We start from the raw sequence: 20,145 nt of genomic DNA, 5'->3' as shown, positions 1-20,145 counted from the left end.
TTGGAACCCCGGCCGTCGCGACCCTGTTGGCCAGCCGTCGGAGGGCAGGATCGAGGGATCGAATTGCGCCACCGGATCCTCGTCGCGATGGGCATCCTCGTCTGGGCGGGCGTCGCGACGGCGCAGGATCTGCCGCAGCCGCCCGCCGCTGCGGCCCCGCCCGAGGACGGGCAGTGGGCGATGCCGGCGAAGAACCACGCCAGCACCCGCTACAGCGGCCTCGACGAGATCAACGCCGGCAACGTCGCCGGGCTGCAGCCCGCCTTCACCTTCTCGCTCGGCGTCAACCGTGGGCAGGAGGCGCCGCCGCTCGTCGTCGGCGACACGATGTACATCCAGGCGCCCTATCCGAACATCCTCTACGCGCTCGACCTGACCAGGCCGGGCGCGCCGCTGAAATGGATGTACGAGCCGAAACCCGAGGCCGCGGCTCAGGGCGTGGCCTGCTGCGACGTGGTCACCCGCGGCCCCGCCGTGGCCGACGGCCGCGTCTTCCTGAACACGCTGGACGGCAACACCATCGCCGTCGACGCCGCGACCGGCCATGAGATCTGGCGGACGAAGCTCGGCGACATCAATATCGGCGAGACCATCACCATGGCGCCGCTGGTGGCCAAGGGGAAGGTGCTGGTCGGCAATTCCGGCGGCGAGTACGGGGTGCGCGGCTGGATCGCGGCGCTCGACGCCGCCACCGGCAAGCCGGCCTGGAAGGCCTACAGCACCGGGCCCGACGCCGATGTCCTGATCGGCCCGGACTTCAAGCCCTTCTACGAGGCGGATCGCGGCAAGGACCTCGGCGTCTCGACCTGGCCGCCCGGCGCCTGGCAACAGGGCGGCGGCAATGTCTGGGGCTGGATCTCCTACGACCCCGATCTGAACCTGATCTATCACGGCACCGGCAATCCCGGACCTTGGAACCCGGATCTCCGCCCTGGCGACAACAAATGGACCGCCGGCATCTTCGCCCGCGACCTCGACACCGGCGCCGCCCGCTGGGCCTATCAGTGGAGCCCGCACGACCTCTACGACCATGACGGGATCAACGAGAACATACTGCTCGACATGGATTGGCAGGGCCAGCCGCGGAAGGTCCTGGTCCGGCCGGAGCGCAACGGCTACGTCTATGTGCTGGACCGTGTCACCGGCGAGGTGCTGTCGGCCAAGCCCTTCGTGCCGATCACCAGCAGCAGCGGCGTCGACCTGAAGACCGGCCGCCTGGCGATGGTAGCGGACAAGGCGCCTCAGACCGGCCGGGTGATCCGCGACATCTGCCCGGCGGCGCCGGGCGCCAAGGACTGGAACCCTTCGGCCTATTCGCCGCGGACCGGGCTGCTCTACATCCCGCACAACAACCTGTGCATGGATGTCCTGGGGATAGAGGCGAACTACATCGCCGGCACCCCCTATGTCGGCGCCGAGGTGCGGATGAAGCCCGGCCCCGGCGGCCATCGCGGCGAGGTCACCGCCTGGAAGGTCGCCGAGGGCGAACCGGCCTGGACGGTGCAGGAGAATTTCCCGGTCTGGAGCGGGGCGCTGGTCACCGCCGGCGACGTGGTCTTCTACGGAACCTTCGAAGGCTGGTTCAAGGCGCTGGACGCGCGCAGCGGCAGGCTGCTGTGGCAGTTCAAGACCGGCTCCGGGATCATCGGCCAGCCCACCACCTATCGCGGGCCGGACGGGCACCAGTATGTCGCCATCCTGTCCGGCGCCGGCGGCTGGGCGGGCGCGGTCGTCGCCGGGGACCTCGACCCGCGCGACCAGACCGCGGCGCTGGGCTTCGTCGGCGCCATGGGCGACCTCAAGACGGCGACGACGCGGGGAGGCATGCTCTATGTCTTCCGCCTTCCCTAGGCTGCTGCTGGCCGCGGTGCTGGCGCTGGCCGCCGGCGGCGCCGGGGCACGCGAGCTCAGGGTCTGCGCCGACCCGAACAACCTGCCGTTCTCGAACGAGAAGGAGGAGGGTTTCGAGAACCGCATCGCCGCGCTGGTGGCGCAGGATCTCGGCGCCACCGTGACCTACACTTGGTGGGCGCAGCGCCGCGGCTTCATCCGCGAGACGCTGCAGGCCGGGCTGTGCGACCTGGTCCCCGGCACCATGCTGGGGCTGGAGATGCTGCGCTCGACCCGGCCCTATTACCGCTCCGGCTACGTCTTCGTCACCCGCGCCGACGGCCCGCAGATCCGGTCCTTCGACGACCCCGCCCTCAAGGACCTGCGCATCGGCGTGCAACTGGTCGGCGACGACGGCGCCAATCCGCCGCCGGCCGAGGCGCTGGCCCGGCGCGGCCTGGCCGGGCACGTCGTCGGCTACACCGTCTACGGGAACTACGCCGAACCGAGCCCGGCCGGCCGGATCGTCGCGGCGGTGGCGAAGGGCGAGATCGACGTCGCCGTGGTCTGGGGGCCTTTCGCCGGCTATTTCGCACCTCGCCAGCGGGTTGGGCTGACGGTCACCCCGGTGCAGCCGCAGACCGAGGGGCTGATGCCGATGGTGTTCGACATCGCCATGGGCGTGCGCCGCGAGGACAAGGGGCTGGCCGACGAGGTGAACGCCGCGCTGAGCCGGCATCGCGGCGAGATCGATGCGATCCTGGCGCGATACGGCGTGCCGCGCCTGGACCTCGCCCAGCATGTGGGGCCGTGAGATGGGCCGGACTTCGATCCTCCTGCTGCTCTCCGCCGTCCTGCTGGCCCCCGGGTGCCGGCGCGAGGAGCGCGACTACGACACGTCGCGGGCGGAATCCGCCGCCGAGACGATCGTGGCGCTGGCGCCGTTCTCGCCCGGTGGGAATCCGCCGCAGACGGCGGCCGATCCCAGGGGGCCGGAGGTTGAGCGGAACGCCTATGCCCTGAGCCAGGGCAAGCGGCTGTTCCAATGGTTCAACTGCAGCGGCTGCCACGGCAATGGCGGCGGCGGCTCCGGCCCCGCGCTGATCGACGACAAATGGATCTACGGCAGCGGCATCGACAACATCGTCGCCACCATCCGCGAGGGCCGGCCGAACGGCATGCCGTCCTTCCGCGGCCGCATCCCGGATGACGAGATCTGGCAGATCGCCGCCTATGTCCGTTCGGTGGGCCGCTTCGTGCCGAAGGATGCGGCGCCGTCGCGCAACGACGGCATGCAGTCGCGCCCGGCCGAGAACCGGCTGCCGCCGGCGGAGCCGCGCCCGGTCGGGGTGCCGCAGTGACGCGGCTGCTCGTCCCGCTTGGGGCCGCGCTGCTTGCCGGCTGCAGCCGGTGGCCGGGGGCGCTGTCGCCGATGGGCGAGGGCAGCGATCGGATCGCCGGGCTGTTCTGGCTGTTCACCGCCGTCTGTGCCGCGGTCTGGCTGCTGGTTGCGCTGGCCCTGGCGATCGGCATCGCCCGCCGCCGCGCCGACCGGCCCGACCCGCTGGCGGAAGAGCCGCGGCGCGACCGTGTGGCGTACCGGGTGGTCGGCACCTGCGTGGCCGCGACCGGCCTGATCCTGGTCGCGCTGACCGGCTTCAGCTGGTGGACCGGCAAGGGGCTGGCGGCCCTCGGGGAGAGGCCAGCGCTGACGCTGAAGGTCACCGCCAGCCAGTGGTGGTGGCAGGTGCAGTACGAGGACGACCAGCCCAGCCGGGTGCTGACCACGGCGAACGAGATCCACATCCCGGTCGGCGAGCCGGTGCAGATCAAGCTGGAGGCGACCGACGTCATCCATTCCTTCTGGGTGCCGCAGCTGACGGGCAAGGGGGACCTGATCCCCGGCCGCCAGAACGTGATCACCGTCAAGGCCGACGCGCCCGGCCGCTATCGCGGGCAGTGCGCCGAATTCTGCGGTCTGCAGCATGCGAAGATGGCGCTGCTGGTGATCGCCGAGCCGCGCGCGGAATTCGATGCCTGGCGCGAGGCTCAGCTGGCCCCCGCCGCCGAGCCGCAGGAGGCGGAGGCGCGGCGGGGGCGCGACGTCTTCCTGTCCAGGCCTTGCCTGATGTGCCACCAGATCCGCGGCACGTCGGCTGGCGCCCGCTCGGGGCCGGAGCTGACCCATTTCGCCAGCCGCGAGACCATCGCGGCCGGCGTCCTGCCGATGACCCGCGGCGCCCTGGCCGCCTGGATCGCCGATCCGCAGGCGGTGAAGCCGGGCAGCAACATGCCGCGGGTCCGTCTCGACGCCGACGAGCTGAACGCCCTCGTCGCCTATCTCGAGGCGCTGAAATGAGCGTGCACGCCCTGCCGCCCGACACCGCGCCGAGCGGCCTGCGCGACACCGGCCTCGACGACGCCACGCTCGACCGGCTGCTATCCCGCACCTGGGGCACTGGCCGGGGGCTGCTGGCACGCCTCGCCACCGTCGACCACAAGATCGTCGGCCGCCGCTACATCGTCACGGCATTCTTCTTCCTGATTCTCGGCGGCCTGGCGGCGGTGGTGATGCGGCTGCAGCTGGCGCGGCCCGAGGCCGGCGTGGTCGGGCCGGACCTCTATAACCAGCTCTTCACCATGCATGGCACGACGATGATGTTCCTGTTCGCCGTGCCGGTGATGGAAGCCTTCGCGATCTATCTGGTGCCGCTGATGGTCGGCACCCGCAACATCGCCTTCCCGCGGCTGAACGCCTTCAGCTACTGGGTCTATCTCTCCGGCGGGCTGATGATCTGGATCGCCTTCGCGCTCAACGCCGGGGCGGATGCCGGCTGGTTCAGCTACGTGCCGCTGGCCGGGCCGGAATACGGCATCGGCAAGCGCAGCGACCTCTGGGCCCAGATGGTCACCTTCACCGAGGTCTCGGCCCTGGCGGTGGCGGTCGAGATCGTCGTCACCGTCTTCAAGCAGCGCGCACCCGGGATGTCGCTGGACCGCGTCCCGCTGTTCGTCTGGGCGATGCTGGTCACCGCCTTCATGATCCTGTTCGCCATGCCGGCGGTGATGGTGTCCAGCACCATGCTGATCCTCGACCGGCTGGTCGGCACCCATTTCTTCAACCCGGCCGAAGGCGGCGACGCCCTGTTGTGGCAGCACCTGTTCTGGTTCTTCGGCCATCCCGAGGTCTACATCATCTTCCTGCCGGCGACCGGCATGGTCTCCGCCATCGTCGCCACCTTCGCGCGGCGCCCGGTCTTCGGCCATCTCGGCATGGTGCTGGCGCTGATCGCCACCGGCTTCCTGTCCTTCGGCCTGTGGGTGCACCACATGTTCGCGACCGGGCTGCCGCAGCTCGGCGCCGCCTTCTTCACCGCCTCCAGCATGCTGATCGCGATCCCCAGCGGGCTGCAGATCTTCTGCTGGATCGCGACGCTGTGGGGCGGCTGGCCAGTCATGAAAACGCCGATGCTGTTCGTGCTCGGCTTCATCGTCGTCTTCGTCATCGGCGGTCTGACCGGGGTGATGGTCGCGTCGGTGCCGATCGATCTGCAGGTGCACGACACCTATTTCGTGGTGGCGCATTTCCATTACGTGCTGATCGGCGGCGCGGTCTTCCCGCTGCTCGGCGCCGTCTATTACTGGTTCCCGAAATTCACCGGCCGGATGCTGGGCGAGCGGCTGGGGCGCTGGAACTTCTGGCTCGCCTTCATCGGCTTCAACGCCGCGTTCTTCCCGATGCATCTGCTCGGCCTCTCGGGCATGCCCCGCCGGGTCTACACCTATCCCGAGGCGTCGGGCTGGGGCGGGACCAACCTTTTCGTCACCGCCGGGGCGGTGGTGCTGGCCACGAGTTTCGCATTGCTGCTGGTCAACGTGGTGCGCAGCCTGCGGCGCGGCGAGGTCGCGGGGCCGAATCCCTGGGATGCCGGCACCCTCGAATGGGCGACAACCTCGCCGCCGCGGCCCTACAACTTCGCCCGCATCCCGGTGGTGACGCATCTCGAGCCGCTCTGGGCCGCGCGTGGCGATCTGCCGGTCGCGACCGGCCTGCGCGTCGATGCGCGCGAGTTGATCGCGGGTACTCTGGCCGAGGCCGAGCCGGAGCTGCGCGAAGCTTCGCCCGAGCCGTCGATCTGGCCGCTGCTGGCGGCGCTCGCGGTCGGGGCCGCCTTCCTCGGCTCGATCTTCACCCCCTGGGCGGTGATCTGGGGCGGCATCCCCGTCGCGATCACCCTGATCGGCTGGTTCTGGCCCAAGGGCACGCCGGAGGACGAGGAATGAAGATCCGCCCCGTCGCCGACGTCTCGAACCTGCCGACCTACGGCTTCGGGTCGCAAAGCCCGATCTGGTGGGGGACCCTGGCCTTCGTGGCGCTCGAAGGCACCGGTTTCGCCCTGGCGATCGGCGCCTATCTCTACCTGGCTCATCTGGCGCCGAGCTGGCCGATCGCGCCGCCGCAACACGATATCTGGGCCGCCACGATCCTGACCCTGCTGCTGCTGGCCAGCGTCGTGCCCAACCTGCTGCTCGACCGGTGGGCCAAGCGGCAGGACCTGCGGAAGGTGCGGTTCGGCCTGGTGGTGATGAGCCTGTTCGGCATCGCGCCTCTGGTTGCTCGCATTTTCGAGTTCGGCGCCCTGACGGTGCTGTGGGACACCAACGCCTACGGCTCGGTGATCTGGTTCCTGCTCGGCCTGCACACGACGCATCTGCTGACCGATGCCGGCGACACCATCGTCCTGACCGTGCTGATGTTCACCCGCCATGCCAGGAGCGGGAAGCGCCTCAGCGATGTCAGCGACAATGCTTTCTACTGGCATTTCGTGGTCGCCTCCTGGCTGCCGATCTACCTCCTGCTCTACTGGGTGCAGTGATGGGCGCGGGCGTCTTCACCCGGATCCGGCTGCATGGGCTGTCCTGGGCCGGGCTGCTGTCGGGGCCGGCCGCCTGGGCGCTGTCGACGCAGCTGAACTATGCGCTGGTGCCCTGGGACTGCCCGCGCCAGTGGGGCGTCGTACCGTGGTCGGCGCTGCTGCTGGTCCTGCTCGCGCTCGCCGGCGGAGCGCTGTCCTGGCGCGCCTATCGCCGGCCCGGCATCACCGCCCGGCCGGTCAGGACCGAGCGTTTCATCGCCCTGCTCGGCATCGGCGCGGCGCTGCTCTTTGCGCTGATCGTGGCGCTGCAGGGCTCGGCCGGGCTGGTGTTCACGGGGTGCGAGAGATGAAGCGCTTCAGCCTTGCCGTCGTGATCCTGCTGATGCCGCCAGTGGCGCTGGCCCATGCCGGGCATGATCACGGCATGGACTATCCCTGGACCTGGGATCCGTGGGTCACCGGGCCGCTGCTTCTGACCGCACTGCTCTATGCCGGCGGCGTGGCGCGGCTGTGGCGGCGCGCCGGGCCGGGACGCGGCGTCGGTTCCGGCCAGACGGCGATGTTCGCCGCCGGCTGGCTGGCGCTCGCCGTCGCGCTGGTCACGCCGCTGCACGCGTTGGGCGAGCGGCTGTTCACGGCGCATATGGTCGAGCACGAGGTGCTGATGGTGCTGGCGGCGCCGCTTCTCGTCCTGTCGCGCCCGATCGGCGCCATGCTGTGGGGCCTGCCGCAGGGCTGGCGCCGGTCGCTGGGCGCGGCGGCGGGTGCGCGGGTCTGGCGCCGCTGCTGGTGGGCGCTGACCGACCCGCTCACGGCGACCGTGCTGCACGGCATCGCGATCTGGGCATGGCACGTGCCGGCGCTGTTCGCGGCCGCGCTGGCGGACGAAGGCATGCACGCGCTGCAGCACGCCAGCTTCCTGGTCACTGCACTGCTGTTCTGGTGGTCGCTGCTGTGCCGCCGCGGCAGCCGGGCTGCCGCCATTGGCCATCTCTTCGCCACGGCGCTGCACACCGGCCTGCTCGGGGCGCTGCTGGTGTTCTCGACCCGGGTGTGGTTCCCGGACCAGGCAGGGGAGGCGGCGCGCTGGGGTTTGACGGCGCTGGAGGACCAGCAGCTGGCCGGGCTGGTGATGTGGATCCCGGCCTGCCTGGCCTATCCGGTCGCCGGCCTGGCGCTGGCCGGGCTGTGGATCGCCGGCGCCGGCCGGCGGGCAGGGGAGGGGCGCCATGCCGTCGGGGCGCGGTAGGGGCATCGCCGCGGTGCTGGCGACGGCGGCCATCGCCGTGCTCGCGGCCTGCGGCCTGCGGCCACGGTTGGAGCCACTGGCCGAAAGCCGGCCGGCACCGGAACTCCGGCGCCGAAGGCATATCTGGGCCTGGGCCGTGGCCGCGCTCGGTCTGGTCCTACTGCTGGGCGGGGGCGCCGCCGTCTACGGCCTGGAGCAGCAGCGGGCGGCGGAGCGCTGGGCAGCGGCGCTGACCGGCGGCGACCCGGGCCGGGCGCCGGCGCTGATCCTCCGCAACGGCTGCGCCGGCTGCCACACCATCCCCGGCATCGGAGCGGCGCGCGGCACGGCCGGTCCCGTCCTGTCGGGCCTGGCAAGTCGCGCCTTCATCGGCGGTACGCTGCCGAACAACCCGGCGAACCTGGTGCGGTGGATCCGCGACTCCCGCGGCGTCAATCCGCGCACGGCAATGCCGAGCACGCGGATCTCCGAGCCCGAGGCACGGGACATCGCAGCCTATCTCTACGCGCTGCGAGACCGGCCCTGACAGTCCTTTGCGTCCTCCTGGCAGATGTCGTGGAGGGCAGGGACGCATCGTCTGTTCATCAGATCTGTCTTGCCAAATCCAGGCGCTCCCTATACGAGAACTGCGGCGTTTCGGGTCGGCGGGGCGTGGCGCAGTCTGGTAGCGCGCCTGCTTTGGGAGCAGGATGTCGGGAGTTCGAATCTCTCCGCCCCGACCATCCCGATAGAACACAGAGGGTCGGCCGAGCCATGCAGGCGCGCATCTATCGTCGTTCCAAATCCGCGATGCAGAGCGGTCGGGGCAAGGTCCATGACTGGGTCCTGGAATACGAGCTGGCGACGCCGCGCCGGCCGGAACCCCTGATGGGCTGGGTCGCCTCGGGCGACACGCTGAACCAGGTGCAGCTGACCTTCCCGAGCAAGGAGGAGGCGATCGCCTTCGCCGAGCGCAAGAGCCTGGCCTATTCCGTGCTGCCGGAGCAGGAGCGCCGGGTGGTGCCGCGCAACTATGCCGACAATTTCCGCCCGCGGCCGCGCTGAGCGCCGCCGCCGCCGGAGAACGGCCCCGTAGCTCAGCTGGATAGAGCACCCGCCTTCTAAGCGGACGGTCGCTGGTTCGAGTCCAGCCGGGGTCGCCATCATCTTCCACCCGCGCTACAGCACGAAGTCGCCGGCGACGAGGGCGATCGAGCCGGTGAGCTGGATCTGGAAGTCGGAGACCTTGTCGCCGTCGACGTCGCCGGCGATGGTGGTGACGCCGCCGGAGACGGCGTAGCGCAGCTGTCCCGCCACGCCGGAATAGGCGGCGGTGCCGATGAAGCCGAAGGCCTGGTCGCCGGCCGCGTCGGTATTGGCGTCGATCCCCGACAGGTCGATGCGGTCGCCCTGGGCGTGGCTGAAATCGGCGATGCGGTCGGCCCCGGCGCCGACCGGGCTCTGCGCCGTGCTGCTGTAGACGAAGCGGTCGGCCCCCGCCCCGCCGGTGAGCATGTCCTTGCCGCCGGCCCCGGTGAGGATGTCGTTGCCGTTGCTGCCGTTCAGGGCGTTGGCGCCGCTGTTCCCGACCAGGCTGTCATTGCCCTGGCTGCCGGCGAGGTTCTCGATCCCGGCCAGCGTGTCGCCCTCGGCCGCGCCGCCGCTGCCGATGCCGGTCACGAGACTGACCGCGACCCCGGCCAAGCCCGTGTAATAGCTGGCGGTGTCGGTGCCGGCGCCGCCGTCGAGGTCGTCCGCCCCGGCGCCGCCGCGGAGGATGTCGTCGCCATCGCCGCCATAGAGCGCGTCATCGCCGTTGAGACCGTTGAGCACATCGTCGCCGCCGAGGCCGTTGATCTCGTCGGCGACCGAGTTGTGGCCGTAGAGGGCATTGGCGTCCTCGTCGCCGGTCACCACCCCGTCGCGCGGGTCGATGATCTGGGTCCGGATCTCCTGGGTGATGGCGCTGCGCCACGCCACCACCAGCCGGCCGTCGGCGAGCGCCGTGACATGCGGAAAGAACTGGCCATCGATGCCGTCGGTGCCGGTGTTGACGGTGAACTGGCTGCCGACCCGGCTCCCGAAGGCATCGAAGCGCTGGCCGGAAATATTGTAATCGGCGCTGTCGACGCCCGAGGAGGCATCGGACCAGACCGCGACGAAGCCGCCATCGGGCAGGGCGACGAGATCGGGAAAGGCCTGGTAGCTCTTGAAAACCGAATTCACCACGAATTCGCCGCCCACCTGGGCGCCGTTGGCATTATAGATCCGGGCATGGACGCTGGAGCCCTGCAGATCCTGCAGGGCGCTCGAAAATTCGGCCCAGGCGATGACGAACCCCCCATTGGCCAGCCCGATCACGGCCGCCGTGCTATTGCCGGCGCTGGGAGCGTCCGACGTGTTGTTCACCTGGAGCGAAGCGGTGAGGGGAGTGCCGTCCGCCTCGAACACGCGGTACCGGTAATTGTCGCCGCCGTTGTGGTCCATCCAGGTGACGACGTAGCGGTCGCCGCCGGACAGCTCCGCGATCGACGGCGCCTCCTGGCTTCCGGCCGGCGCGTCGCTGTTGACGATGGCGGCACCCATCCAGATGTCGTTGCCTAGCACATAAACGGAGCGAAAGCCGGTTCCGAGCGCACTGATCGCGCTCTGGCTTTCGGCAGAGGCAGGGGCGGCGAAACTCTGTCCGGACAGGAACGTGCCGTCGGCCCCGTAGGTATTCACCCATACGTCGCGATCGTTGGACAAAGACTCGGTAAAGCTGACGGCGAAGCCGCCATTCGCAAGCGCAGCGACCTGCGGCTCGGAGGAGTATTCGTTCGGATCCTCGCCGACCACCTCGATCTCGGCGCCGACCGGGTTGCCGAGCGCGTCGAAGCGTTGAGCCAGGACATGATAGGACACGTCGCCGGCCTCCTGCGTCCACACCACGACATAGCCGCCATCCGCGAGGCCGGCGACATCCGGAGCATCGATAGCGCCCGTCCCGACGACCTGTTCACTGCCCCATTTCCGTACCGGCATGACGATCTCCCCCATTCGATGGTGTCGAGCCCGGCGATCGGCCGGACATAGCGGGATAATCTGTCGCGGAACGGGACGGGCGGCATCGCCCGGACAGGAGATGCGCGCTGGTCCTACTTGATCTATGATGATGGGTTTTTGTTCACAATCGTTCTCGGGCCGGGCTGTCACGGCGCGAGAACGTCTTCAGTCCCGCTTCACCCATTTCACCGGCACCGCCCATTCGACCACCACATCCTCCATCGGCGGGGCGTTGTAGCTGTCGAGGGTGAAGTAGCCGGGGCCGGAGCCGCGGCGCAGCACCTTGACGAAGGTGCGGCCGTCGGCCAGGCGGACCACGACCTCGCGCCCGATCAGCCCGGCCGGATCCACGGCGGCGTCGGCGCGGCGGTAGTAGATCGTCTCGCGCTCGAGATAGCGCGGGAACATGGAATCGCCCTCGACGATCACCGCCACCGTCATGTCGTCGGCGCCGGGCGGGGCTTCGACCTCGTCGATCCGCTCCGATGACGCGTCGCCGTCGAACAGATTCACCTCGGCCCCGGCGCCGACCTTGCCGACCAGCCGCACCGTGCGGGGCGTGCCCAGCACCTCCAGCTCGCTGGTGCCGAACGCCTCGGCCGCCAGCCGGATATAGTCGGCGGTCAGCCGCCGCTCGCCGCGCTCGAGCTTGATCAGCTGGCCGCGGGAGACGCCCATGGCCTCCGCCGCCTGTTCATGCGTCCAGCCCCGGGCCTGGCGCAGCCGTTTCAGTCCGTTCCCCATTCCGGGGATCTTGGGGCATCGGGTCCGGCTTGTCATTCCCCATTTTGGGAAAAACCGGCTTGACGGAATTCCCCGGATTGGGGAATATTTTTCTCATGGTTCTGATCCATTTCATCCCGTCCGGCGACCGAGCCGGGTGAGCCCCAGGCCCGGCGCCGGCTGAATTTTTCTTCCACAACGGACCGTGGCGGCCCGGCTGACCGCCCTTCCTGTCCGGAGTCCCGTTCATGTCCCTCGCATCCGCGCTTGCCGGCCCGGCGGCCGGCATCGCCTTCGCCTTGGCCGACGGCGCCAGCGTCACCGTGCTGGGCATCCGGCCCGGCGGCACCGCCTGCGTGCTGGCGACCGGATCGGCCCTCGCCGTCGTCGACCCGGCGGCGGCGCCGGCGCCGGGGAGGAGCGTTTGATGGGCGACGCGGCCCCGATCCCGCTCAGCGACCGGACACGGGCGCTGTTCGCCGTCATCGCCGCCGCGGCGGCGGCCGGGGCGCCGACGCCCTCGGCGCCGGAGCTGGAAGCGGCGCTGCAGGCCGCCGGGCACCGGATCACCGGCAATCCCGGCCTGATCGGCTATGAGCTGCGGCGGCTGCAGCGCGCCGGCCGGATCACCGTCATCGGCCGGCAGGGCCGGCGCGTGTTCGAGATCGCCGGCACCGGCCAGCGCACGGTCCGGCGCCCCGCCGGCAGCAGCCCGGCGCTGATCCTGGCCCTGGCCCGGCGGACGCTGCGGAGCCGGGGCGCCCAGGCGGGCTGGCCGCGGCCGACGCCGGAGAGCGCCGCGGCCTATGACGCAGCGGTGCGGCGCCGGGACTTCGCCCGCCACGAGCACCCCGAGCCGGCCGGCCGGCCGGTCCGGCTGCGCCCGCCCATCCCGCATTCGCCGGCCGGCAGCGCCGCGGCGATGATGGCGGCCTGGTGAGAGACCGCCCAGGGAATGCTGCCGGCATGGCCGTCCGATGGCGGTTTCTCCGCTTCCGGTGCTCACGGACCTCGTGTCCGCTGCGCTCCGGTTCTCGAAGCCACCGCCGGCCGACTCATGCCGGCGCAGCCCCGGACGGTCTCTTGGAGACCGTCAGATGCGGGCGGCGGCGGGGCCGCTGAAATGAGCCTCGCGGAAGGCTGCGAAGTCGCGCCGGAACTGCTCCAGCCCATAGGGCTCGGGCGGTTCCGCCATGGGCCGGCGCGTGATCGCGGCCAGGATGCAGTCATGGATCCGGCCCAGGCTGCCGCCGTCCCGCGCGATCCGCATGGCGCGGGCGATCCATCCCACCTCCACCGCGGAAGGCCGGTGGCCCTCCTGCCAGTTGAGCAGATAGATGCGCAGCCAGGCATGGATCGCCTCGGCCTGCCGAGGGGACTCCGACATGTGACCTCCGGTGTTCCCTCTTAGTCCAAGAGGACGACTCGGGAAGTTGTTCCCGATCAAGGGGATGGGCCGCAACGCCGGCCGCCTCCATCGCGGAATTCAGCAGAGGACGATGATGGCGCGACACAGGATCCGCCGCGGCCGGACGGCCGCGGCCGGGGAGGGGATGCGGGAGACGCCGGAGCGGGCCCGGCATGCGGCCGGGATCGTCGACCGGCCGACCGGCACCGCGATCGGCGCCCCGGTCGGCCGCCTGGTGCAGGCGCCGGTCGACCGGCTGGCGGCGCGCGGCTCGATCAGCCCGCGCATGCATTCGGCCGGGCAGCAGCTGCGCCGCCAGTTCGAGATCGGCGTGCTGGGGGTGCAGGACCGCGGCGGCGAGGTGCTGCCCGGGATCCGCGGCACCGGCCTGGTGCTGACCCCGGGCGAGGCGCAGCTCGGGATGCTGCGCACCTACAAGGCGGCGCTGCACCGGCTCGGCCCCTATGTCGGGGCGGTGGTCGAGGCGGTGTGCTGCCAGGAGCAGGACGTGGTGGAGGTCTCGGCCCGGCAGGGGCGCAGCCGCGACAAGGTGATGGGCGTGCTGGAGGACGGGCTGAAGACGCTGGCCGACCACTACGGCCTGGCCGGCAGGGACGCCCCGCCGCCGGCCGGGGGCGGGCGGGGGCGCGGCGGGGACCCCGGCCGCGAGCGGTGGGGGTGCCGTGACGGGCCCTTCTCTCCGCCGCCGCGGGGCGCGAGCGCCGGCCATGGGCGTTGCGTCTGCGCGAATGCGATGCCGCCGCCGCGTGGCCTGCGGAGGATCGCAGCCGGGCGCGGCCCCAGATTGTCGCCTCTCCCGTCGGACACGGTCCGGCGCAGTTGCACATTCGAAAGATCCTGTACCGCCGCCGTAATTTCATTGCATCGCTCGGTAATTTCATTGTGAATGAGCGGTGATGTAAGAATGTTGACCAGAACAGGAAGCCCGGTGACTGAAATATGAGGCGGACCTGCGGTCGTGGCGCGTTTTGGTGATGACTTTTATTGCCGGATTCGCCAGGGTTCCATGTGAGGAGGCTGGCATTCAGAAAAAGAGGCGGCGGAGCTTTGCCTGAAGAGTGCCGAACGACGAGGAGAATGCAGTGGTCGATTCCATCCTTCCCACCGCGCTCCTGTCGGGGGTCACCATCATCGACCTGTCGCGCGTGCTGGCCGGGCCGTTCTGCACGATGACCCTCGCCAATATGGGAGCGCGGGTGATCAAGGTGGAAATCCCCGGCACCGGCGATGATTCACGCGCCTTCGGCCCGTTCAGCAACGGCAAGTCGCTCTATTTTTCCGCCATCAACTGCAACAAGGAAAGCATCGCTCTCAATCTGAAGCAGGCCGACGACCGCATCATCTTCGAGAAGCTCCTGGAAAAGGCCGATGTCCTGATCGAGAACTACCGGCCCGGCACCATGGAAAAGCTCGGCTATGGCTGGGATCTCCTGCATGCGCGGTTTCCGCATCTGATCTACGGTGCGGCCTCCGGCTTCGGCGACAGCGGCCCCATCTCCCAACGCGCGGCCTACGACATGGTCGTGCAGGGCATGGGGGGCATCATGAGCCTGACGGGCTATCCCGGGCAGCCGCCCGCCCGCGTCGGCATCTCCATCGGCGACATCACCGCCGGGATCTACCTGGCCAACGGCATCACGGCCGCGCTTTACAAGCGCGCCGTCTCCGGCATCGCGAACAAGATCGACATCGCCATGCTGGATTGCCAAGTCGCGATCATGGAAGACGCGATCACCGCCTATGACAAGACCGGCGAGGTCCCCGGGCCGAAAGGCACCAGCCATCCCTCGGTCGCCCCGTTCCAGGCCTTCGCCGCGCAGGACGGCAGCGTGATCATCGCCGCCGGCAACGATCATCTGTTCCGGCTGATGGCCGAAGCTCTCGACCGCCCCGACCTGGCGGCCGACGGCCGCTTCGCGTCCAACGACCTGCGACACACCAACATCGATGCCCTGCAGGCGGAGATGGAGAAGACGCTCCGCACGAGACCTGTCGCCGCCTGGCTCGACGCCTTGAATGCGAAGGGCGTGCCCTGTGCCCCCATCAACGACATTCCGCATATGATGCAGGAGCCGCAGGTGGCTGCACGCAACATGATCATATCCGTCACCGATCCTGTTGCCGGTGAGATCAAGGTGGCGGGCAATCCCATAAAGGTGGTGGGCGCGGCCGAGCCCGTCACCTTTTCGCCGCCTCCCGAGCTCGATGCCGACCGCGCCGCGATTCTCGCTGAATTCCTTGGGGCCGTGCCATGAGCGACATGCCTCAACTCGATCTGGTGACGGTCGAGATTGCCAACCGCGTCGCGACGCTGACCCTCAACAACGCCGCCAAGCGCAATGCCCTCAGCCGTGCGCTGCTCGATGCCCTGATCGCAGGCCTGAAGGGTCTCGATCTCCGGGACGTCCGCGCCGTCATCCTGCGTGCGGCGCCGGGCCTTTCCGTCTGGTCGGCCGGCCATGACATCAAGGAATTGCCGAGAGGACACGAGGATCCTCTGGGCTATTCCGATCCGCTGGAGCGGGCGCTGCGCGCCATCCGCGAACTGCCGGTGCCGGTTATCGCGATGGTTCACGGAACCGTCTGGGGCGGCGCCTTCGACCTCGTTCTGTCCTGCGATATGATCGTCGCCGACGAGACGGCGAGCTTCGCCATCACGCCGGTCAATCTGGGCCTGCCCTACAACACCACCGGCCTTTTGCACTTCATCGGCCGGCTGCCGATGAACCTGATCAAGGAGATGTTCTTCACCGCAACGCCGCTCAAGGCCGAGGCTGCGGAGCGCTGGCATGTCGTGAACCATCTCGTCCCGTCGGCGGAGCTGGAAAGCTTCACCAGGGCCCTGGCGGAAGGGATGACGACCAAGGCCCCCATGGCGGTGGCGGTGATCAAGGAGCAGCTCCGGGTTCTGGCCGACTACCAGCCCATCGCGGCGCAGGTGTTCGAGAGGATTCAGGACATGCGTCGGCAGGTCTATGAGAGCGCCGACTTCCAGGAGGGGATCAACGCCTTCCTCGAAAAGCGAAAAGCCGTGTTTCAAGGGATTTGACCGGTTCCCCGACCCGCCACGTCGATCTTCGATCGGGCTCGTACGGATCTGTGCGGGGACGCTCGGCAGCGGGCCCTGTCGCGATCCGAGCCGGCAGGGCCGCCGATCGATGCGCCGATTGTCCGGCCGGGGCGGCACCGCTACGCTGCCGGGATGGGGGGATCGACGCCGGATATCGCGTTCGCGATCGAGGTCTTCGTGCGCGGCCACGCCGCCGGCAAGAGCCTTACATTTCCCTACGAGGTCAGCCGCGTCGGGCCGCTGTGGCTGATGCGCGACGCGCCGCGGAAGAACCCTCGCGACGCCCGCAAGGAGGAGTGGATCGCCCACGGCGTGGACCCCGGAGAGGCGGATGCGACGGCGCGGCGGCATGCGCGCGGGCGCTTCTTCGTCTGCGCCATGATCCCGGAGGGCGAGCCGGACGGGGCTGCGCGGGCGGCCTACAAGGCCCTGGGCTACCGGCTGCTCGGGACGGAAGGGTTCTTCGTCCAGGCGCTGGAGCGGATTCCGGCGCCGCCGGCGCCCGTGCCGATCGAACGCGTGCGCACGCCCGGGCTGGCGGCTCGGCTGGGGAAGGCCACCCGCACCCGGCCGATCCCGGACGGCCTGCTCGGCGACGGCGCCCCGTTCCGCCAGTATGTGGCGCTGGACGGGGAGGACATCGTCGGGCGGGTGCGGAGCGTGGATGCGGCGGGGGCGACATGGTGCGCGGACATGCATGTCGCGCCCTCGCACCGCCGCCGCGGCATCGGCCGGGCGCTGCTGTCGAGGATGCTGCAGGACGACCAGGCCCGCGGATCGAAGGCCTCGATGCTGACCGCGACCCATGCGGGAGCCCTCCTGTATCCCGGCATGGGGTACGAGCGGATCGGGACGCTGCTGATGTTCGCGCCCGACAGGGGAGCGGCGCGGCCGCCGGGCGGCGCCGCTCGGGCGCGGTAGGGGGCGGTGACACTGTCGTTCAGCGCCGTTCGCCCTTGGAGGCGGCCGGCACCTCGGCTGGTTCGTCCCCATTGCGGTCGTTCGGAGGCTTTCCGAGTTCCTCCGGAGCGGTCATTCCCCGTCGCCTCGTCGAACCCGATTCTGGACCTCGGTCTCAGGGCGTCTCGATCCCCCTTGCAGGCGTTTTGAAACTGCTCTTGGCCCTACAAGCGAACGCCAGGCGAATAATACGAGCCTAAAAGTGAGCCGAACATCATCTGACAAAACTCATTCATAGAGAATCAAGTTACCTCTTGCGGATCTCAGGGTACCAAGCGCAACCTTATTGCCATGATCCACGAACATCGCAATGTATTTCGATTCCGGACATGGCCATGGCAGCGGCTCAGGCCGGCCAAATTTCTCGATGAAATACTTAAGGCCTTCCAGAGTTTCGCGAGCGAGCCATCTATCGCCTTTCCGATTGATTACGGACGCTATCTCGGCGTCCCCGGCAAACGCCGCAAGCGCACTGGCAGAGAAGGCTGGAAGCCCTCGCTCTGCGGAGCGCGCGATCAGAATTGTTCGAATGCACCATGCAACCCGTCTATTGGCTAATCTCTCGTCACCCAATCGTTTGCCAAAGCGGATCAGGTACCAAGCAAGTTCTGAAGCATGAGAAACGACGTCGTCGTAATCTGATCGAAGGATGAATTTCGATCTTAAATCAGGAAGATAGTCGTTCGGATCATAAAGAGGCGTAGCCTCTGCAACAATGTGCCATACGAACAGATCGCCTCGCTTCGCCTGTACCTCTAAATCGCTATGAGAAATGATGGTGATAGAAAGATTGCCAAAATTGGCATGGTCATGCGAACTCTCCTTGGTCACAATAAGAATGTCAATATCAGAAGACGCCTTGTGGTCGCAGCGAGCCCTGCTGCCAAATAGAAAAGCTGCAACCAACATCATGTCTCCTAGGGAGACGCTAAGAGTCCGTTTGGAAACGGAGTTTAGTGAGCGATGCGTCGGAGGAGGAGGCTTCCCATGGCGACATGGATCATGGCCTCGGAGACGTCGATGCGGGCTTCGTAGTCGCGGACCAGGCGCCGCCATCGGGTCATCCATCCGAAGGTGCGCTCGACGACCCAGCGGCGCGGCAGGACCTTGAAGCCGGCGTCGATGCGGCGGACAACCTCGATCACGAAGTCGAGGTAGGCGGCCTTGTCCATGAGCTTGCCACGGTCATAGGCGCTGTCGGCGAACAGATGCTTGATCCAGGGCCAGCGCTTGCGGATCGCGGACAGGATCGTCTGGGCGCCGGCGCTGTCGGAGATGCCGGCCGGGGTGAGGTTCACCATCAAGAGGCGCCCATCGGTGTCGACGGCGACGTGCCGCTTGCGGCCCACCACCTTCTTGGCGCCATCGAAGCTGCGAACAGCACCAGGCGCCGGTGCCTTGATCGTCTGGCTGTCGAGGATGCCGCCGGAGGGGCTGGCACCGCGCCCGGCCTGCTCCCGGTCGATCATCAGCGCGATGTCATGGATCGTTCGGAACAGGAACAGCCGGACGAAGCGCCGGAACCACCAGTACACCGTCTGCCAGGGCGGAAAGTTCACCGGAAGCATCCGCCAGCCACAGCCGGTCCGGGCCAGATACCGGATCGCATTCAGCACCTCGCGAAGCGCGATCTCTCGCCGACGCCCTGTCCTGGCCGGCTTCGGCAGCAGCGGCTCGACTTGCGACCATTCCTCATCCGTCAGGTCGGTCGGATAGCGACGCGTCTTCTTCTCGATCTCGGCCATCCGGCCACGGCTCGTTGCTGTCCACATCCACAGCTTGAATCACGAGCTCGCTTAAAACACCAGCCCTGTTTCCAAACAGGCTCTAAGTGCATATCTGAGATACTCCTCATGCATTTCGCAGTTGCACACGGGCCAAAGCTTCTTTTGACAATCGCCGAGTCGCGCTGCGAGCTTCAAAGACTTCCTCCTGATTCAAGAGAACAAGTTGTTGTTTCTCCGGCTTGAGTACACCTAAAGGTATGTCTAAATTATTTTCGGTCATAAGATAAAAACAAAGACTCACCCTCATAGTGACGACCAGACGGCCGTCATCCATGCCGTACTCATCGGCTATTGCAGCTTGCTTCTGCTCAGGAAGGTTATTGTTGGGGGCGATTATCAGATCAATAAGATGGTGCCATTCATAGTCGAGGCCTGAATCTATCGGTGATGGGCTTTCATGCCCAACACTATCTATGCGAGCTAGATTGTAGTCTCTGAAATCATTGTGTTCCTCGGACCACGCTCGCACATAAAACCGACCAGCGCCTTGGATCAGGGAATGGGGGGCGATCAATCGTGGTCCGGCAGGAGAGCCACTGAGCGATTTGTAGTTGACCTCTACCTGCTGACGTGAACGAATAGCGTCAAGTATGGATATCAGGTTTTTAGTGTCAACTGGCCATCGCGGCAATCCAGATACCTCGATTGGAGGCAATTCGGAGAACCAAGTATCCTCTCGCGCGAGCCATCCACTTCGAATTCCTGCCGCCTGCAGCAATAGTCGGTCTGAAGCGGGTCTAAGAAACTTTTGATTAAAGTTTTTGGTTCGCATGTACGCCTTTTCATTCTTATCATACTCCAAATTCGAAGGAGCTATTTTCTCGTACAATGCAATGTCCGACGACGCCTGCTGCGGTGAGAGGCTGAACTCGTCCATTAATTCGCGGCGATTCAAGCGACCGTACCAGACAAGGCGAAATTCGATAAACTCGAGCCGCTTGGCGACTCCCCATCGCAGGTTCGCAGATCCGCTCTCCACCGCGCCGGTGCTCATTTTTGGACGATCATGGCGACGATCCTTCAAGAAACTTGACCCATTTCCGGTGATTTGATACACATTGTGTGCGCGCCTGTCTGCGATCACCACAATGATCTTGTGCCGACCAGCCCGCAAGCACGGATCGCGGAGGGCCGGGCCGCAATCCAGGATGCATTTCCAACGCGGCTCCGGCTGCCCGCATAGAAGAAGGTTGGGC

General features: G+C 67.8%; 22 protein-coding genes and 2 tRNA genes. 18 read left to right on the top strand and 6 right to left on the bottom strand.

The features are described 5' to 3' along the window. The first annotated feature begins 87 nt into the window (after positions 1–87). The 12 genes from LG391_RS13660 (at position 88) to LG391_RS13605 (ending at position 9,098) form a co-directional block, all read left to right on the top strand. Positions 88–1,851: a methanol/ethanol family PQQ-dependent dehydrogenase gene (locus LG391_RS13660; RefSeq protein WP_225768550.1), complete on the top strand. Its 1,764-nt coding sequence runs from the start codon at positions 88–90 to the stop codon at positions 1,849–1,851. Then, on the top strand, positions 1,832–2,644 hold the full coding sequence (locus LG391_RS13655; protein WP_225768549.1) for a substrate-binding domain-containing protein: 813 nt from the start codon (positions 1,832–1,834) through the stop codon (positions 2,642–2,644). The genes LG391_RS13660 and LG391_RS13655 overlap by 20 nt, the downstream gene beginning before the upstream one ends. Before the next feature lies 1 nt (position 2,645). Continuing rightward, positions 2,646–3,191 carry a c-type cytochrome gene (locus tag LG391_RS13650; protein WP_225768548.1) on the top strand — a complete coding sequence of 182 codons (546 nt, stop codon included), beginning with the start codon at positions 2,646–2,648 and terminating at the stop codon, positions 3,189–3,191. Next, positions 3,188–4,189: a cytochrome c oxidase subunit II gene (gene coxB / locus LG391_RS13645; protein ID WP_225768547.1), complete on the top strand. Its 1,002-nt coding sequence runs from the start codon at positions 3,188–3,190 to the stop codon at positions 4,187–4,189. The genes LG391_RS13650 and coxB overlap by 4 nt, the downstream gene beginning before the upstream one ends. After that, entirely contained in the window at positions 4,186–6,114 is a 1,929-nt protein-coding gene (gene ctaD, locus LG391_RS13640) for a cytochrome c oxidase subunit I (protein ID WP_225768546.1), read from the top strand. The genes coxB and ctaD overlap by 4 nt, the downstream gene beginning before the upstream one ends. After that, entirely contained in the window at positions 6,111–6,707 is a 597-nt protein-coding gene (locus tag LG391_RS13635; RefSeq protein WP_225768545.1) for a cytochrome c oxidase subunit 3, read from the top strand. Before ctaD ends, LG391_RS13635 begins: the two co-directional genes overlap by 4 nt. Next, positions 6,707–7,057, top strand: coding sequence for a hypothetical protein (locus tag LG391_RS13630; protein ID WP_225768544.1), 351 nt, complete (start codon positions 6,707–6,709; stop codon positions 7,055–7,057). The genes LG391_RS13635 and LG391_RS13630 overlap by 1 nt, the downstream gene beginning before the upstream one ends. Next, positions 7,054–7,956, top strand: a complete 903-nt coding sequence (locus tag LG391_RS13625; protein WP_225768543.1) for a cytochrome c oxidase assembly protein — start codon at positions 7,054–7,056, stop codon at positions 7,954–7,956. The genes LG391_RS13630 and LG391_RS13625 overlap by 4 nt, the downstream gene beginning before the upstream one ends. Continuing rightward, positions 7,937–8,482, top strand: a complete 546-nt coding sequence (locus LG391_RS13620) for a cytochrome c family protein (protein ID WP_225768542.1) — start codon at positions 7,937–7,939, stop codon at positions 8,480–8,482. The genes LG391_RS13625 and LG391_RS13620 overlap by 20 nt, the downstream gene beginning before the upstream one ends. A 119-nt stretch (positions 8,483–8,601) precedes the next feature. After that, positions 8,602–8,678 (top strand) — tRNA-Pro (locus LG391_RS13615). Between the two features lie 31 nt (positions 8,679–8,709). Then, entirely contained in the window at positions 8,710–9,000 is a 291-nt protein-coding gene (locus LG391_RS13610) for an ETC complex I subunit (RefSeq protein ID WP_225768541.1), read from the top strand. A 21-nt stretch (positions 9,001–9,021) separates the two neighbouring features. Beyond that, a tRNA-Arg gene (locus LG391_RS13605) sits at positions 9,022–9,098 on the top strand. Between the two features lie 16 nt (positions 9,099–9,114). Here LG391_RS13605 and LG391_RS13600 read toward each other — a convergent pair. Both LG391_RS13600 and LG391_RS13595 read right to left on the bottom strand, forming a co-directional pair. Continuing rightward, positions 9,115–11,130, bottom strand: a complete 2,016-nt coding sequence (locus tag LG391_RS13600) for a calcium-binding protein (protein ID WP_225768540.1) — start codon at positions 11,128–11,130, stop codon at positions 9,115–9,117. Positions 11,131–11,145: 15 nt separating this feature from the next. Then, positions 11,146–11,724 carry a LexA family transcriptional regulator gene (locus tag LG391_RS13595; protein ID WP_225768539.1) on the bottom strand — a complete coding sequence of 193 codons (579 nt, stop codon included), beginning with the start codon at positions 11,722–11,724 and terminating at the stop codon, positions 11,146–11,148. A gap of 227 nt (positions 11,725–11,951) precedes the next feature. On the opposite strand from LG391_RS13595, the gene LG391_RS13590 reads away from it, so the two are divergent. Then, the gene (locus LG391_RS13590) at positions 11,952–12,131 is read left to right on the top strand and encodes a hypothetical protein (RefSeq protein ID WP_225768538.1); all 180 of its coding nucleotides are present in this window, start codon (positions 11,952–11,954) and stop codon (positions 12,129–12,131) included. After that, positions 12,131–12,643 (top strand): hypothetical protein, encoded by a 513-nt coding sequence (locus LG391_RS13585; protein ID WP_225768537.1) that lies wholly within the window; start codon positions 12,131–12,133, stop codon positions 12,641–12,643. Before LG391_RS13590 ends, LG391_RS13585 begins: the two co-directional genes overlap by 1 nt. Before the next feature lie 153 nt (positions 12,644–12,796). Here LG391_RS13585 and LG391_RS13580 read toward each other — a convergent pair whose 3' ends face one another. Next, positions 12,797–13,090, bottom strand: coding sequence for a hypothetical protein (locus LG391_RS13580; protein WP_225768536.1), 294 nt, complete (start codon positions 13,088–13,090; stop codon positions 12,797–12,799). Positions 13,091–13,205: 115 nt separating this feature from the next. On the opposite strand from LG391_RS13580, the gene LG391_RS13575 reads away from it, so the two are divergent. The 4 genes from LG391_RS13575 to LG391_RS13560 all read left to right on the top strand — a co-directional run bounded on the left by LG391_RS13575 (position 13,206) and on the right by LG391_RS13560 (position 17,123). Continuing rightward, on the top strand, positions 13,206–14,018 hold the full coding sequence (locus LG391_RS13575; protein WP_225768535.1) for a DUF6456 domain-containing protein: 813 nt from the start codon (positions 13,206–13,208) through the stop codon (positions 14,016–14,018). A 196-nt stretch (positions 14,019–14,214) separates the two neighbouring features. Further along, on the top strand, positions 14,215–15,387 hold the full coding sequence (locus tag LG391_RS13570) for a CaiB/BaiF CoA-transferase family protein (protein WP_225768534.1): 1,173 nt from the start codon (positions 14,215–14,217) through the stop codon (positions 15,385–15,387). Then, entirely contained in the window at positions 15,384–16,181 is a 798-nt protein-coding gene (gene scpB / locus LG391_RS13565; protein ID WP_225768533.1) for a methylmalonyl-CoA decarboxylase, read from the top strand. Before LG391_RS13570 ends, scpB begins: the two co-directional genes overlap by 4 nt. A 153-nt stretch (positions 16,182–16,334) precedes the next feature. Beyond that, positions 16,335–17,123, top strand: a complete 789-nt coding sequence (locus LG391_RS13560; RefSeq protein WP_225768532.1) for a GNAT family N-acetyltransferase — start codon at positions 16,335–16,337, stop codon at positions 17,121–17,123. A gap of 267 nt (positions 17,124–17,390) precedes the next feature. Here the strand turns inward: LG391_RS13560 and LG391_RS13555 are convergent, their stop codons facing one another. The 3 genes from LG391_RS13555 to LG391_RS13545 form a co-directional block, all read right to left on the bottom strand. After that, positions 17,391–18,074: a nucleotidyltransferase domain-containing protein gene (locus tag LG391_RS13555; RefSeq protein WP_225768531.1), complete on the bottom strand. Its 684-nt coding sequence runs from the start codon at positions 18,072–18,074 to the stop codon at positions 17,391–17,393. 41 nt (positions 18,075–18,115) lie between these two features. Beyond that, a complete protein-coding gene (locus LG391_RS13550; protein WP_225764519.1) occupies positions 18,116–18,934 on the bottom strand; it encodes an IS5 family transposase in 819 nt (272 codons plus the stop codon). A 79-nt stretch (positions 18,935–19,013) separates the two neighbouring features. Continuing rightward, on the bottom strand, positions 19,014–20,036 hold the full coding sequence (locus tag LG391_RS13545; RefSeq protein WP_225768530.1) for a YafY family protein: 1,023 nt from the start codon (positions 20,034–20,036) through the stop codon (positions 19,014–19,016). Between the last annotated feature and the right edge of the window lie 109 nt (positions 20,037–20,145).

Origin of the sequence: Inquilinus sp. Marseille-Q2685, from assembly GCF_916619195.1 — a bacterium.
In the GTDB taxonomy this organism is placed as follows: domain Bacteria; phylum Pseudomonadota; class Alphaproteobacteria; order DSM-16000; family Inquilinaceae; genus Inquilinus.
This window is presented reverse-complemented; position numbering and strand designations above follow the sequence as displayed.